At 69.4% G+C, this 13,257-nt stretch carries 14 protein-coding genes and 1 pseudogene; 6 read left to right on the top strand and 9 right to left on the bottom strand.

What is annotated here, in order from left to right:
* Nucleotides 1-17: 17 nt before the first annotated feature.
* The 3 genes from MHA02_RS09325 to MHA02_RS09315 all read right to left on the bottom strand — a co-directional run bounded on the left by MHA02_RS09325 (nucleotide 18) and on the right by MHA02_RS09315 (nucleotide 2,770).
* Nucleotides 18-947 carry a class I SAM-dependent methyltransferase gene (locus MHA02_RS09325; protein ID WP_147078368.1) on the bottom strand — a complete coding sequence of 310 codons (930 nt, stop codon included), beginning with the start codon at nucleotides 945-947 and terminating at the stop codon, nucleotides 18-20.
* Nucleotides 948-1,051: 104 nt separating this feature from the next.
* Nucleotides 1,052-2,560, bottom strand: coding sequence for a sodium:solute symporter family protein (locus MHA02_RS09320; protein WP_147078367.1), 1,509 nt, complete (start codon nucleotides 2,558-2,560; stop codon nucleotides 1,052-1,054).
* Between the two features lie 3 nt (nucleotides 2,561-2,563).
* The gene (locus tag MHA02_RS09315) at nucleotides 2,564-2,770 is read right to left on the bottom strand and encodes a hypothetical protein (RefSeq protein WP_147078366.1); all 207 of its coding nucleotides are present in this window, start codon (nucleotides 2,768-2,770) and stop codon (nucleotides 2,564-2,566) included.
* A gap of 161 nt (nucleotides 2,771-2,931) precedes the next feature.
* Here MHA02_RS09315 and MHA02_RS09310 point away from each other — a divergent pair, with 161 nt between their 5' ends.
* Both MHA02_RS09310 and MHA02_RS09305 read left to right on the top strand, forming a co-directional pair.
* Nucleotides 2,932-4,359 carry a sensor histidine kinase gene (locus MHA02_RS09310; protein ID WP_147078365.1) on the top strand — a complete coding sequence of 476 codons (1,428 nt, stop codon included), beginning with the start codon at nucleotides 2,932-2,934 and terminating at the stop codon, nucleotides 4,357-4,359.
* On the top strand, nucleotides 4,356-5,006 hold the full coding sequence (locus MHA02_RS09305; RefSeq protein ID WP_147078364.1) for a response regulator: 651 nt from the start codon (nucleotides 4,356-4,358) through the stop codon (nucleotides 5,004-5,006). Before MHA02_RS09310 ends, MHA02_RS09305 begins: the two co-directional genes overlap by 4 nt.
* Before the next feature lie 43 nt (nucleotides 5,007-5,049).
* Here MHA02_RS09305 and MHA02_RS09300 read toward each other — a convergent pair whose 3' ends face one another.
* Nucleotides 5,050-7,383, bottom strand: coding sequence for an NADP-dependent malic enzyme (locus MHA02_RS09300; protein WP_147078363.1), 2,334 nt, complete (start codon nucleotides 7,381-7,383; stop codon nucleotides 5,050-5,052).
* Nucleotides 7,384-7,446: 63 nt separating this feature from the next.
* Here MHA02_RS09300 and MHA02_RS09295 point away from each other — a divergent pair, with 63 nt between their 5' ends.
* The 4 genes and pseudogenes from MHA02_RS09295 to MHA02_RS22655 all read left to right on the top strand — a co-directional run bounded on the left by MHA02_RS09295 (nucleotide 7,447) and on the right by MHA02_RS22655 (nucleotide 9,056).
* A complete protein-coding gene (locus MHA02_RS09295) occupies nucleotides 7,447-8,064 on the top strand; it encodes a CatB-related O-acetyltransferase (protein WP_147078441.1) in 618 nt (205 codons plus the stop codon).
* A 42-nt stretch (nucleotides 8,065-8,106) separates the two neighbouring features.
* Nucleotides 8,107-8,367, top strand: a complete 261-nt coding sequence (locus MHA02_RS09290) for a DUF3297 family protein (protein ID WP_147078362.1) — start codon at nucleotides 8,107-8,109, stop codon at nucleotides 8,365-8,367.
* Between the two features lie 13 nt (nucleotides 8,368-8,380).
* Nucleotides 8,381-8,648 (top strand): annotated as a pseudogene (locus MHA02_RS22660) (YdeI/OmpD-associated family protein); the annotation flags it as partial.
* A gap of 39 nt (nucleotides 8,649-8,687) precedes the next feature.
* The gene (locus MHA02_RS22655; protein ID WP_238180238.1) at nucleotides 8,688-9,056 is read left to right on the top strand and encodes a YdeI/OmpD-associated family protein; all 369 of its coding nucleotides are present in this window, start codon (nucleotides 8,688-8,690) and stop codon (nucleotides 9,054-9,056) included.
* Here MHA02_RS22655 and MHA02_RS09280 read toward each other — a convergent pair.
* The 5 genes from MHA02_RS09280 to MHA02_RS09260 all read right to left on the bottom strand — a co-directional run bounded on the left by MHA02_RS09280 (nucleotide 9,011) and on the right by MHA02_RS09260 (nucleotide 13,200).
* Nucleotides 9,011-9,775, bottom strand: coding sequence for a hypothetical protein (locus MHA02_RS09280; protein WP_147078361.1), 765 nt, complete (start codon nucleotides 9,773-9,775; stop codon nucleotides 9,011-9,013). The two genes, MHA02_RS22655 and MHA02_RS09280, sit on opposite strands and share 46 nt — an antisense overlap.
* Nucleotides 9,772-10,851, bottom strand: coding sequence for a hypothetical protein (locus tag MHA02_RS09275; RefSeq protein ID WP_147078360.1), 1,080 nt, complete (start codon nucleotides 10,849-10,851; stop codon nucleotides 9,772-9,774). The genes MHA02_RS09280 and MHA02_RS09275 overlap by 4 nt, the downstream gene beginning before the upstream one ends.
* Nucleotides 10,852-10,934: 83 nt before the next feature.
* Entirely contained in the window at nucleotides 10,935-11,252 is a 318-nt protein-coding gene (locus MHA02_RS09270; protein WP_244612412.1) for a hypothetical protein, read from the bottom strand.
* Between the two features lie 2 nt (nucleotides 11,253-11,254).
* Complete coding sequence (locus tag MHA02_RS09265; protein WP_147078359.1) at nucleotides 11,255-12,325, bottom strand: acyltransferase family protein; 1,071 nt, start codon at nucleotides 12,323-12,325, stop codon at nucleotides 11,255-11,257.
* A complete protein-coding gene (locus MHA02_RS09260) occupies nucleotides 12,322-13,200 on the bottom strand; it encodes a glycosyltransferase family 2 protein (RefSeq protein WP_147078358.1) in 879 nt (292 codons plus the stop codon). The genes MHA02_RS09265 and MHA02_RS09260 overlap by 4 nt, the downstream gene beginning before the upstream one ends.
* Nucleotides 13,201-13,257 lie beyond the last annotated feature (57 nt).

The following is a 13,257-nucleotide window of genomic DNA, read 5'->3' as shown; positions in this document are numbered from 1 at the left end:
TTCGAGGACCGGGCCACCTATCCGGCCGGTGTCTCGGCCACGAGGAGCAGGGACGCTCCCTCGTCTGTCGCCTTCGGCGTCGGCTTGATCGTCCACATCGCGTAGCCGCCGAGGAAGCCGAGCACGGTGGAGGCATGCCAGGCCCAGGAATGCCTGAAGTGCCGGTCGCGGCACTTCACCGGCGAGCAGCGCGCCATCCAGTAGACCAGTCCATCGACATCGGCCCAGGGGGCCGTCTCGACCGTCGCGTTCACGAGGCCGACGCGGGATGCGATCTCCGTCAGCGCGTTCGCCGTCCACCACGTCAAGTGATGCGGCACGGCGTTGATCAGGTAGTTCGGGATCCGGGTATGGGCCGCCGGCACATGCGGCACGCCGATGATCACCCGGCCGCCGGGCCGGACCGCCCGCATCATGGCCTCGAGCATCGCCGCCGGCTTCTCGACGTGTTCGAGCACCTGGAACGCGGTGCAGACATCGTAGGCGCCGGCATGGGCAGCCAGGTGATCGGTCAGTGTCTCGATGCGCGCCCAGTCCGATCCCGGCTCACCGGAGAAGTGCGGATCGAGACCGGTATAGCGCGCATGGCGTACCGCGTGGCGAAAAGCCCCAAAGCCGCAGCCGACGTCGAGGACGCGCTCGTTCGTCCGGACATAGCGCGCGGCGAGCGTGAACTCGGCGCGCGGATGGCCTTCGCGCGGGTAGTAACGGCTGCTCAGCCGCTCGTAGAGCGACCTGTAGAACCCGGCATCGCCCTCCAGCATCGGATCGAAGAAGTAGAGACCCGTCGCGGACTCCCACAATCCGAAGCGTGTCGTCCCCTTGAAGCTTGGCAGCACGTCGACACGCAGCATGATGCGCCAGAGGTCGGCGAGGAAGCCGGCATTGACCCACTGCACGAGGCGGATCGCCGGCTCGCCGGTGATCGGGCACGGCGGAGGGGTCATCGAGGGCTTTCAAACGGCGACGCCGGACGCGACCGGCACCGCCCGGTTTCCGGGGCGGCGCGATCCTGGGACAGGACGCGGCTCCTCGCAAGCAGCCAAGCTCGTCAGATCGGGTTCACCCTCAGACCCTGTCCGGCATCGCCCGCAGCCGACGACAGACTGCCGGCGCCGCCGAACAGCGCATCCAGCCGGGCCTGCTCCGTCGCTCCACGCGGGAGGACCGCGGCGGCCCCTAGAAAAACCGCGAGGTTGACGATCAGCCCGACGAAGCCGGACGTCAGGCCCCAGGCCCAGGGGATGCCGAGCGGGTAAGCGACCTGAAGCACCGCCACGACCGCGATGCCGGCGAGCATCCCCGCGAGCGCACCCGCGGCGTTGCCGATCTTCGAAAAGATGCCGAGGTAGAGCGGCACGGCGATCTGCACCATCACCTGGAAGGCGAACAGGCCGATCGAAAACAGCGAGGGCAGGGGCAGGCAGGCGACGACCGCCGAAAGTCCGGTGATCGCGGCGATGGCGACCTGCGAGGTCAGCATCAATCCGCGCTCGCTCAAGGGCCGGTAGGGATGCACGACATCGTTGGCGATCTGCGCGCCCATCGACTGCACGGTGGCGTCGATGTTGCCCATCGAGGCGGCGAAGACGACGACGCCGGCCAGCGCCAGCAGCGGAACGCCGCCCGCCGCCTGGTTGAGCGTGAACCAGGCCGTCTCCGGGCTCGCCAGAACATCCGGCCGCGACGAGGCCAGCAGCGCGAGGAAGCCGAGGCTGGTGACGAAGACGAGGGAGAGCGGCGCGCAATAGGCCGAGGACCGCTTCACCGCCTCGACGCCGGAGCCGGTATAGAGCCGGATGAACAGGTCGGGCCAGCACAGCGAGCAGAGCAGCGGCAGAAGCGTCAGCGAGAAGAACAGCAGCGGCACGTCCGAGCCGGCACCCGGCAGCGCGAGCTTCGCCGCCGGCACCGCATCGAGCGACACCCCTTGCGAAAACAGCCAGACGATCAGGCCGATCATCAGGGCGCTGCCGAGGATGTAGGCGACGATGCCCTGAAAGACGTCGGAGATGACGATGCCGCGCATGCCCATGCGGATGGTCCAGATCTGACGCAGCGACATCACCGCGACGCCGATGACGACGGAGGTGGTGAAGCCGAGATGTCCGAGGCCGAGGGCGTAGAACACGGCCCCGAGCGACTGCATCCCGAGCACCATCCACGGAAATAGCCCGAGCACGCCGATCAGCGCCGCGACCACGCGGATGGCGCGGGAATCGTAGCGGAGCGCCATGAGGTCGGGCTGGGTCTTGAGGTCGTGGCGCGCGCCCCAGGTCCAGACGCGGGAGGCCATCAGGTACATCACCACCGGCGCGAGCAGCGTCGAGACGCCGAGGCCTATCACGCCGCTGCCGACGATGAAGCCGAAGGCGCCGAGGAACACCGTGCCCGGCTGGTAGGTGTTGAAGAACGCCATCGCCTGGAAGAAGCCGCCGAAGGAGCGGCCCGCCACCGTGAAATCCGAGAAGTCGCGGTCGGCGACGTAGGAGCGCTGCAGGATCAGCACCACGATCGCGAAGAACAGCGCCAGCGCACCGTAGGTGACGAGGATGCCCATGGCTCAGCGTCCCCCGGCGTGCGCGGGATCGGCGAGATAGGCCGCCACGACGCTCGCCGCGATGAACAGGCTGGCGCCCCAGAGGTAGGCGAGGGTGGTCGGAACCCCGAGCACCGGCTCCGCCACGCCGAAATGCCAATGAAGCGGCGGCAGCAGGGCGAGGATCAGGTCGAGGGCGAACCAAGCCTGAATGAAGCGGGGCAGTGGCATCGGCGTCTCCGTTTCGGCTCGCGGACCGTCGCCGCGCGACGCTGCTGCCGACAGGGCAGGGTGCCCGCATGAGGCCGGGCAATTTGCCCGAAGCCGCCGACCCGCTCTTGCCAGGGGCCGCGCCGCCGGTTCCAACTCGGACGGATTTCCGGGAGGATGCCGTGCGTCTGTTGGCTCATCTGATCCTACGCCTCGTCGGCGTGGTCCTGCTCTGCCTCGCCTGTGCGATCGGTTGGATCGTGTGGGAGGCGAAGGAGGGCATCCGGGTGGAGACCGAAGCCTCGGCGGCCCGCGTCGCCCGCGACCTCCAAGCCCTGTACTGGCGCCAGCTGCTCTGGCGCGGCGGACTGGAGAAGACACCGCTGCTGCCGTTGCCCGAATGGCAGACCGTGCAGACCCTGCGCGTCGTCTCCCCGGGCATCTGCGTGACCTTCGCGCCCGCCAACGGTGACCCGAAGGCGTTGTGCAGCCAGGTCGAGGGCGTCGGCGCGAGCCCGCCGGCTTGGTTCGCGGGCGCCTACGAAACGGCCTTCGGCGCGCATCCGTCCGCAAGCCTGCCGCTCACCGTACGCCAGCTTCAGGCCGGCACGATCACCGCCGCGCCCGAGCCGACGGCAGCCCTGCGGCAGGTCTGGGGCCAAGTGCGGATCGTCACCGGCATCGCCGCCGCGATGGCGGCCGGGATCGGCCTGCTCGCGGCGCTGCTGATCGGCCACGCCGTGATGCCGGCCCGGACCATCGCCCGCGCCTTGCGCCGGCTGGAATCCGGCGAATACGGCCTGCGGCTGCCGGCCTTCGCGACGGCGGAGTTCCGCCATATCGGCCGCGCGGTCGACGACCTCGCCGGCCGTCTCGCCCGCACCACGGCCGAGCGTGCCGCCCTCACCAAGCGGCTGTTCCAGGTCCAGGAGGAGGAGCGCCGGGCGCTCGCCCGCGACCTGCACGACGAGTTCGGCCAGTGCCTCACCGCCACCGCGGCGCTGGCCGCCGCGATCGAGGCCGGCGCCGAGCCGGACCGGCCGGACCTCGCCGCCCAGGCTCGCTCCGTCTCGCGGGTGACCGCGCGGATGATGGAGAGCCTGAAGGAGGCCCTGTCGCGCCTGCGCAGCCAGGACCTCGACGAGCTCGGCCTGGAGGCGAGCCTCGCCCAGCTCGTCTCGGGCTGGAACGCCAGAAGCCGGCATCGTGGCCAGCCGCGCTCGGTCTTCCGGCTGGATGTCGCCGGCAACCTCGCCGCCGTGCCGGCGCAGGCGGCCGTCAGCGTCTATCGCATCGCCCAGGAATGCCTCACCAACGCCGCCCGCCACGGCCTGCCGCGCGCGGACGGCCGCCCGGCCGAGGTGCGGCTGACGATCGAGCACGCCGAGGCGGCCGAGGGCCGGCTGCGCCTCGTCGTCGAGGACGAGGGCGGCGGCGATCCTGCCCGCCTCGACTGCGCCACGGGCCGCGGCATCCTCGGCATCCGCGAGCGCATCGCGTCGCTGGGCGGCAGCCTGTCGATCGCCAGGGCCGAACGCGGCCTGCGCATCGCCGCGGTGATTCCGCTCCGAGGACCGCGCCTCGTTCCTGCCGTTCCGGCGGCGGCGTGAGCGGCCTCGCGATCCTCCTCGTCGACGACCATCCCGTCGTGCGCGAGGGCTACCGGCTGCTGCTGGAGCGCCAGCCCGGGTACCGCGTCGTCGCCGAGGCCGAGGATGCCGCCGGCGCCTATCGCGCGTACAAGCTGCATTCCCCCGACATCGTCGTGATGGACATCTCACTGCCCGGCCCGAGCGGCATCGAGGCGCTGCGCCATATCCGGCAATGGGATACCCATGCGCACATCCTGGTCTTCACGATGCATGGCGGCGCGGCCTTCGCGCTGAAGGCCTTCGAGGCCGGCGCCTCGGGCTACGTCACCAAGAGCAGCGCCCCGTCCGAACTCGTCCGCGCCGTCGGCACGGTCGCCCGCGGCGGCCGGGCGCTCAGCGAGGACATCACCCGCGAGATCGCCGCCGACCGCCTCTCCAGCGGCCACGCCGTGATCCGCGACCTCGGCACCCGCGAGGTCGAAATCCTGCGCCTCGTCGCCTCGGGCGAAACCACCGACAGCATCGCCCGGCAGCTCAATCTCAGCCCCAAGACCGTGCAGAACTACCATTACGGCATCAAGGCCAAGATCGGCGCGCGCACCGATGCGCATCTGGTCTGGCTCGCGATCGGGGCGGGGTTGCTAGGGGTCGAGCGGGCGGTTTGAGGACCGCGTCCGACCGATATTCGACATCCAGGCGGTCGCCCGCCTACTCCGTCGCCAGCGCCGCCCCCGGCTCCCCGGCCTCCAACGTCGTCAGCCGCCGGCTCGCCTGCGCCTCGACCACCGCCGCGGCGGTGACGTTGACGATGCCGCGCGCCGTCACCGAGGGCGTCAGGATGTGGGCGGGTTTGGCCGGCCCGATCAGGAGGGGGCCGACGGGGAGGGCGTCGGCCAGCACCTTGGCGAACTGGAAGGCGATGTTGGCGGCGTCGAGGTTGGGGAAGACGAGGACGTTGGCCGCCCCCTTGAAGCGCGAGCCCGGCAGCACCCGGTCGCGCAGGATCTCGGAGAGGGCGGAATCCGCCTGCATCTCGCCGTCGACCTGAAGCTTCGGGTCGCGCGCCCGGATCAGGTCGAGGGCGCGGCGCATCTTCTTGGACGACGCGTCGTCGGACTGGCCGAAATCGGAGTGGCTGAGCAGTGCGATCTTCGGGGTCAGGCCGAAGCGGCCGACATGGCCGGCGCAGGCGATGGCCATGTCGGCGATCTCCTCGGCGCTCGGGTCCTGGCGCACATGCGTGTCGGCGAGGAAGAAAGCGCCCTTCTTGGTGACGATCAGGCTCATCGCGGCGAGGTCGAGCACGCCCGGCGCGAGGCCGATGATGTCGCGGATCACCCGGAGCCGGGTGTCGAAGCGCCCCTCCAGGCCGCAGATCAGCGCGTCGGCCTCGCCGCGGCGCACGGCGAGCGCACCGATCACCGTGGTGTTGGTGCGCACCAGCGTGCGGGCGAGGTCCGGCGTGATGCCCTTGCGGCCGGCGACGTCGAGATAGGTCGCGACGTAGTCGCGGTAGCGCGGATCGTCCTCGGGATCGATCAGGTCGAAATGCTCGCCCTGGCGCAGGGTCAGGCCGAAGCGCTTGACGCGCACCTCGATCACCCGCGGGCGGCCGACCAGGATCGGCCGGGCGACGCCGTCCTCGACGATGGCCTGGGCGGCGCGCAGCACGCGCTCGTCCTCGCCTTCGGTGTAGATCACCCGCTTCGGGTCGGCCTTCGCTTTCGAGAAGAGCGGCTTCATGATGAAACCGGAGCGGTGGACGAAGCGGTCGAGCGACTCGGTATAGGCGTGGATGTTCTCCACCGGGCGCCCGGCGACGCCGGAATCCATCGCCGCCTGGGCGACGGCCGGGGCGATGCGCAGGATCAGGCGCGGATCGAACGGGCTCGGGATCAGCGATTGCGGGCCGAAGGGCCGCGCCTCGCCGCCATAGGCACGTGCGACGACGTCGGAGGGCGCCTCGCGGGCGAGGGCGGCGATGGCCTTCACCGCGGCCTTCTTCATCTCCTCGTTGATGGCCCGCGCACCGACATCGAGCGCCCCGCGAAAGATGTAGGGGAAGCAGAGGACGTTGTTGACCTGATTCGGGAAGTCCGAGCGCCCGGTGCAGATCATCGCGTCGGGCCGCTTCTCCTGCGCCAAGTCGGGCATGATCTCCGGATACGGGTTGGCAAGCGCCATGATCAGCGGCTTCTCGGCCATCGTCTCCAGGTATTCGGGCTTCAGCACGCCGCCGGCCGAGAGGCCGATGAAGACGTCGGCGCCGGGGATGACCTCGGCGAGCGTCCGGGCCTGCGTCTCCTGCGCGTAGACGTCCTTCCAGCGGTCCATCAGCTCGGGCCGGCCCTTGTAGACCACGCCCTTGATGTCGGTGACGGTGATGTTTTCGATCTTCGCCCCGAGGGAGACGAGGAGATTGAGGCAGGCCAGCGCCGCAGCGCCCGCGCCGGAGGTGACGATGCGGACATCGGAAAGGTTCTTGCCGGCGAGTTCGAGGCCGTTGAGGACGGCCGCAGCGACGATGATCGCGGTGCCGTGCTGGTCGTCGTGGAAGACCGGGATGTTCATCCTGGCCCGGCAGCGCTCCTCGACCTCGAAGCATTCCGGCGCCTTGATGTCCTCGAGGTTGATGCCGCCGAAGGTCGGCTCGAGCGAGCACACGACGTCGACGAGCTTGTCGACGTCGTTCTGGTCGACCTCGATGTCGAACACGTCGATCCCGGCGAACTTCTTGAAGAGCACCGCCTTGCCCTCCATCACCGGCTTCGAGGCCAGAGGGCCGATATTGCCGAGGCCGAGCACCGCGGTGCCGTTGGTGAGCACGGCGACGAGGTTCTGGCGGATCGTCAGCGTCGCCGCATCCTGCGGGTCGGCGGCGATGGCCTCGCAAGCCGCCGCGACGCCCGGCGAATAGGCCAATGCGAGGTCGCGCTGGTTGCCGAGGGGCTTGGTCGCCTGGATCTCGAGCTTCCCGGGCTTGGGCAGACGGTGATAGACGAGCGCTCCGGCCTTGAGGTCCTCGGACATGTTGTCGGCCATGACCTGCGATTCCTCTCCTGGAGCGCGCGCGCTTCGTCCCGGGGCGCGCCGTTGAACGACCTGTTGCAACGGCTGCGGCGGGGGCGCAACCCGCACAACGAGACGCGCCTGCACATGGCGAAGCTCGCGCGGCGCTGGAAGTTCGCGATCGGCGCCTATTCCTATGGCTGCCCCAAGGTGCGGTTCCCCGAATCCGGCCGGCGGCTCACGATCGGGCGCTACTGCTCCATCGCCGACAAGGTCGAGATCCTACTCGGCGGCGACCACCGGCTCGACTGGGTCTCGACCTACCCGTTCGCTGCCATGGCGGGGCTCTGGCCCGATGCCGACGCCCCGGCGGACTACCACGCCTCGCGCGGCGACGTGACGATCGGCAACGACGTCTGGCTCGGCTCCGGCTGCATGATTCTTTCGGGCGTCACGGTGGGGGACGGGGCCGTGGTCGCGGCCCGCGCGGTCGTGACCCGCGACGTGCCGCCCTACGCGGTGGTGGCCGGCAACCCGGCCAAGATCGTGCGGCGGCGCTTCGACGAGGAAACCGTTGCCCGTCTCATCGCAACGGCGTGGTGGGACCTGCCGCACGAAGCCGTGAGCCGGCTGGTGCCGCTGCTCTCCAGCGGGCGGACGGAGGCGGTGATCGCCGCAGCGGCGCAGGCGCACGGCGTTGCGGCGGCGGGGTGAATCCCTTACCCAACCGTGAACTGCATAGACCCGAGCCCGACCATGACCGACACGCCCGACACCGCCCCGGCCCTGCCCGACCGCCTCTCGGTCAACCCGAACAGCCCGTATTACGACGAGGCGCTGCTGGAGCGCGGCATCGGCATCCGCTTCAAGGGCGTCGATAAGACCAATGTCGAGGAATACTGCGTCAGCGAGGGCTGGGTCCGCCTCTCCGCCGGCAAGACCCTCGACCGCGCCGGCAACCCGATGACGGTGAAGCTGAAAGGTCCGGTGGAGCCGTATCTGCGCGACGACGCGTAGGACCCGGCGGCCGATGCCGGAGGAGAAGGCCGGGCTCCCGATCCTCGCCTTCGCCTCGCCCCGTGAGTGGGAGGCCTGGCTGGCCGCCGCGCCGCGCACCATGGCGGGACTCTGGCTCCGGATCGCGAAACAGGGTTCAGGAGTCGCCAGCGTGACGCGGCCCGAGGCGATCGCGGGGGCGCTCTGCCAGGGCTGGATCGACGGGCAGGCCGCGCCGTACGACGAACGTTCCTCTGGTCCGCTTCACGCCGCGGCGCCCGAGGTCGAAATGGTCTGAGGTCAATCGCGTCGCGGCGCAGGCGCTGATCGCCGCCGGCCGGATGCGCGAGGCCGGTCTCTCCGAGATCGCGGCCGCTCAGGCCGACGGCCGCTGGGAAGCGGCTTACGCGCCCGCGAGCCGGGCCGAGGTGCCGGCGGACCTCGAGGCTGCGCTCGCCGCATCCCCGGAGGCGAAGCGGGCCTTCGAGACCCTCGACCGCACGAACCGCTACGCGATCCTCTACCGGGTTCAGGACGCGAAGAAGCCGGAGACGCGCGCCCGGCGCATCGCGGGCTTCGTGGCGATGCTGGAGCGGGGGGAGGCGCCGTGTCCGAGGAAGAGCAAGCGGCCCGCTTCGAAAGACACGACGGCGGAGCAGGCTCCTCAGTCGAGCCCGGCTTCGAGGGGAAACGGCGTCGGTTCCCAGTAGGGCTCGATCGACGTCCCGCGGACATTGGCCGCCTCCCATCCGTGCAGGATGCGGGCGAGCGCCCGACGGTCGCCGTCCAGGAGGGGCTCGGCCACGGCGGAGAGCTGCATGTGCCAGCGATACGGGAGCGAGCCCGGATGGTATGCCTTGCCGCGATACAGCGGCTCCTGCTCAAGCCAGATTGTGCGCGCAGCATCGAGATCGCCGGCCGCGATATAGGCAAGCATGCGATCCTCGCGCGGTTCGTAAAAAATCCAGTTAGCTCTATGCGGTAGCCTCACGTAACCTTCCGGCGTACTGTAGACCAAGAGCTTCGGCAGAGCATGTGTCTCGATCATCGCGACCGCGTCGGCGATCGTCGTGGGATCGGACCAGCGCCAAGTCGGCAGCGGCACGCCCGCTTCGATAAGCTCCAGCCTCTCGGAGAACATCATGGGTTTGGACCGCGGTGACGAGCGCTGCGAAGGGCAATCCGACCTGTACAACTCCTCCCGATACGTTCCGATGCTGCGACCGATGTTGATCTGCGGGAGAAACAGGGCAGACACCGTCCACATCAGGCGAAAGTCGTCGCCGAGACCTGTTCTCTCGACGAAGACGCGCCCGGCAAGGTGCTGCACGGGCAGTTTATAAAGAGAACGCATACCGGTAGTCTTGAAGCCGGGGTGACGTTGCGTGAGAATCTGAAAAATTCGTTCGGCCTGACGCTGGGTCGTCACGATTTTGGTCTCACTTCGATCAAGATGATGCGCCGGGCACCGGGGAAATTGCGCTGAACCATGATAGCAATCTCTGCAGCTCGCTTGGGCGTCAGCCCTTTCTTGCCGGTTTTATGATCGTAGACGCACACGGTTGCAGGTGCGCTCCGTTCGAGAATGTCTACTCTTATCGAGCCGGCTGTGCCGTATGAGACTTTGTCTTGAGCTGGATCGACATAAGAAATTTCTGCAATAAGATCGGGATCTCCCATCGAATTTATTTCCTCGGCAATGAGCTTGTGGACCCTATTGCCGAGATCTTGTGGGCTCAGGTAGATCCCCGAAGATCTGACATGAGCTGCAATTCGATCGGCAATCGATTGAACTTCGCCGTTCCGGGGGCAGGCGCTGTTGAGTTCCTCCTGTTCGACAGCGCCGACCCAATACCCGGCGATCCGTATGTCGGCGTTCGATCGGTACTCGGTTGCGGGCGCGGCAAAGATGACGTTCGAAAGCGCGTTCCCTGTCTGTACGAGCGCATTGTAAATTGCGAGAGCGGCTGAGCCCAAGGAGCCGGGGCTTCGCCGAAGAACGGTGCTGCGACCGCCAACCGTCTGCACGAACGGCTCCGCGCCGGCCTCAGTCAGCGTGCTCCGCCCCAGGATCTCCCCGCTTTCGCCGTCGCGGATCGTCTGCGTCAGACCGGACGTTTCGAAGACCGTGCGCGTGCCGTCCGGCGCGGTGACCGTGTGCTGCTCGTCCCACGCGGCGTGGGGGTTGCTGCGGATCCGGATCGAGAGGACGCGCGAACCGTCCGCCGTCACGACCTCTTCCTGCGTCGTCGATGGGGCAGAACCGCCGCCGATCGATCCGGTGGTCTCGGGATCGTATCCTCCGGCAAGCGGCCCGGCGGCCGTCGGATCGCCGGACGTCCAGCGCCCTCCGCCGGGCTGCCCGGCCGGTTCGCGCGGCTGATCCGGATCGTATTTCTGAGAGAGCAGCCACCCGATCCGGAGCGGCTTGGTCTCGACGGTCAGTCCAGCGAGGCTCGCGCGGATTTCGTTCAGATCGCGGTGGTGACAGGTGGGCGACGACATCGGACGGAAGCCCTTCGTAGGCAGGCAACTCCGATCAGCGCTTAGCAAATATACCTATTGATGTTAATAAATACCTATTTCGTTCAGCCTTGCCGCGACGCGTCGCGATCCGGAGGCGTCCTGCGGGCAGCCGCCCCACAACACACGCGCCGCGCATCTTCCACCATCACCGCGACTTGCTCCGGCGTCTTCGGCGCGCGGAAGACGAGGCTCGTCACCACGTCCGGGTGCTTCTGACGCTGCTTTGGCGTGCGGGCATGGTTCGAGACCCGGATCGCGGGAGAGTCCGGCGAGCGCCGGCAATAGACGCTGTCGCCGCGCTCGTTACGGGCGGTGACCGCGAACCCCGCGGCTTCCAGCAGCCGCACCGCGAGCGCGATGGCCGCTGCGGGGGCCAGCACCGTCACGGCCCCGCCGGCTCGATGGTGCCGAGCGTGCGCCGGCCCAGCGCCCGGGCCTTGAGGCCGAGCGCCGGCTTCTCGATGGCGTACCAGGAGACGGCCGCGACGCAGAGCGCGAGGACGATCGATGGTCCGAGCAGCACCCAGCCCGAGCCCTGCGGCCAGAGGGCGTGCAGCACCTGCTGGATCGGCCAGCCGTAGAGGTACACGCCGTAGGACAGGTCGGCCGGCGGATCGAGGCTGGGCCGGGCGAGCGCCGGCAGCAGCGCGATGCCGACCGCCGCGTAGGCCTCCGCGAGGAAGAGCGCGCTCCGGTAGAGCGGCGTGCCCTGCAGGAGCAGGGCGGCGGGGAGGGCGAGGAGCCACCAGGGCGAGAGCCGCACCCGGTCGCGCCAGAGATAGAGCGCCGCGCCTGTCGCAAAGATCATCGGCAGACGGAGCACCGTCTCGATGCCCTTCGGAAGGTCGGGATGCGCGAACTCGACCGCCACGAGGGCGGCAGCCAACCCTCCGACCAGCACCAGCGATAGCCAGCGCCAGCGCAAAATTCCCAAGACACCCGATAGGAGGACGGCGAGGTAGCAGAGGGATTCGTATTTCAGGGTCCAGACCGTGCCGAGGGGGCTGCGGTAGGGATTGGCCTCGAAGAGGCCGGGCAGGGCGGCGTTGCTCTTGAAGGCCGTCAGCGTGCCGGTGATGAAGCGGCGCAGTTCGGGCGAGCCGTAGTACTCCGCCAGCGGCAACCGGGTCAGCGCCGCGCCGAGCACGAGCGAGACCAGCAGCGTCGCGGCTACGAGGCCCGGCAGGATGCGCAAGCTGCGGGCGATGACGTAGTCGCGCGCCCCGCGCCGGTCCATGCTCATGGTGACCAGGAAGCCGGACACGGCGAAGAAGCCGTTCACCGCGTGCTCGCCCAGGGCAAAGCCGGTGGCGCGGGCCAGCGGCTCGGCCGCCGGATCGCCGCTGGCCACGCTGAAGGCGTGGGAGACCACGACGGCGAGCGCCAGGACCAGCCGCAGGGCCGAGAAGGCGTTGTGCAGACGGCCGATCGCCTCGGCGATGGTTGCGCTCATCGGCCGGCCTCGTCGAGGTTCTCGCGGGCGAGGGCGCTGCGGCCGCGCAGGGCCGCCCAGGCTCCCGCGGCCGAGCCGCCGTAGCGCTCGACGCCGGAGCGGCGGCCGACGATGGCGGAGAGCAGGGCCTTCGGGGCATTGACCGCGAGCATACCGAGGCTCGGATCCGGCAGGCCGTATTTTCGCGCGACGTAGGCGCGCGACCAAGCCTGATGCCAGCGCGTGCGGAACACCCGGCCCCGCTCCGGCGCCGAGGATCGCCCGCGCCCATGCAGGGCCACGGCGTCGTGCACGTGGATCAGCGACCGGCCGGTATCGGCGACGCGGCGGCAGAGGTCGTCATCCTCGTAGAACAGGAAGATGTCCGGGTCGAAGCCGCCGAGGTCGAGGAAGAGCCGGCGATCCGCCATCAGGCAGGCGCCGGACAGGAACGGCGCGCAGGCGTCGCCCTCGGGCAGCGCGAGCCGGCCGCCGGGATTGGTCAGGTAGGGCGCGAGCAGCGAGCGCGGCTGGTAGAAGAAGCGCCCGTCCGGCTCGACGATGCGCGGGGCGAGCAGCCCTGCATCCGGCCATTTTCGCGATGCAGTCAGGAGCGCGGCGGCGGCACCCGGCTGCAGGATCAGGTCGGGGTTGAGCATCAGGACGTGGCTCGCGCCCTCCGCCGCCCGCACGCCGAGGGTGTTGGCCCGGCCGTAGCCCTCGTTGCGGGGATTCTCGATGACACGGGCGCCCGCCGCGCGGGCGATCCGCACGGAGGCGTCGCGGCTGGCATTGTCGACGACGATCGTCGGGACCTGTTCGCGTTCCAACGCGGCAAGGCAGTCCGGCAGCGCCTCGGCGCTGTCGTGCGAGACGACGACGGCGGTGGGGGTCATGGTGTACGACCGCTGCCGTCAGGCGGCAGCCCCTGTCCCCTCCGCGGGAGAGGGGAC

Source organism: Methylobacterium haplocladii, assembly GCF_007992175.1.
Lineage (GTDB): Bacteria > Pseudomonadota > Alphaproteobacteria > Rhizobiales > Beijerinckiaceae > Methylobacterium > Methylobacterium haplocladii.
This window is presented reverse-complemented; position numbering and strand designations above follow the sequence as displayed.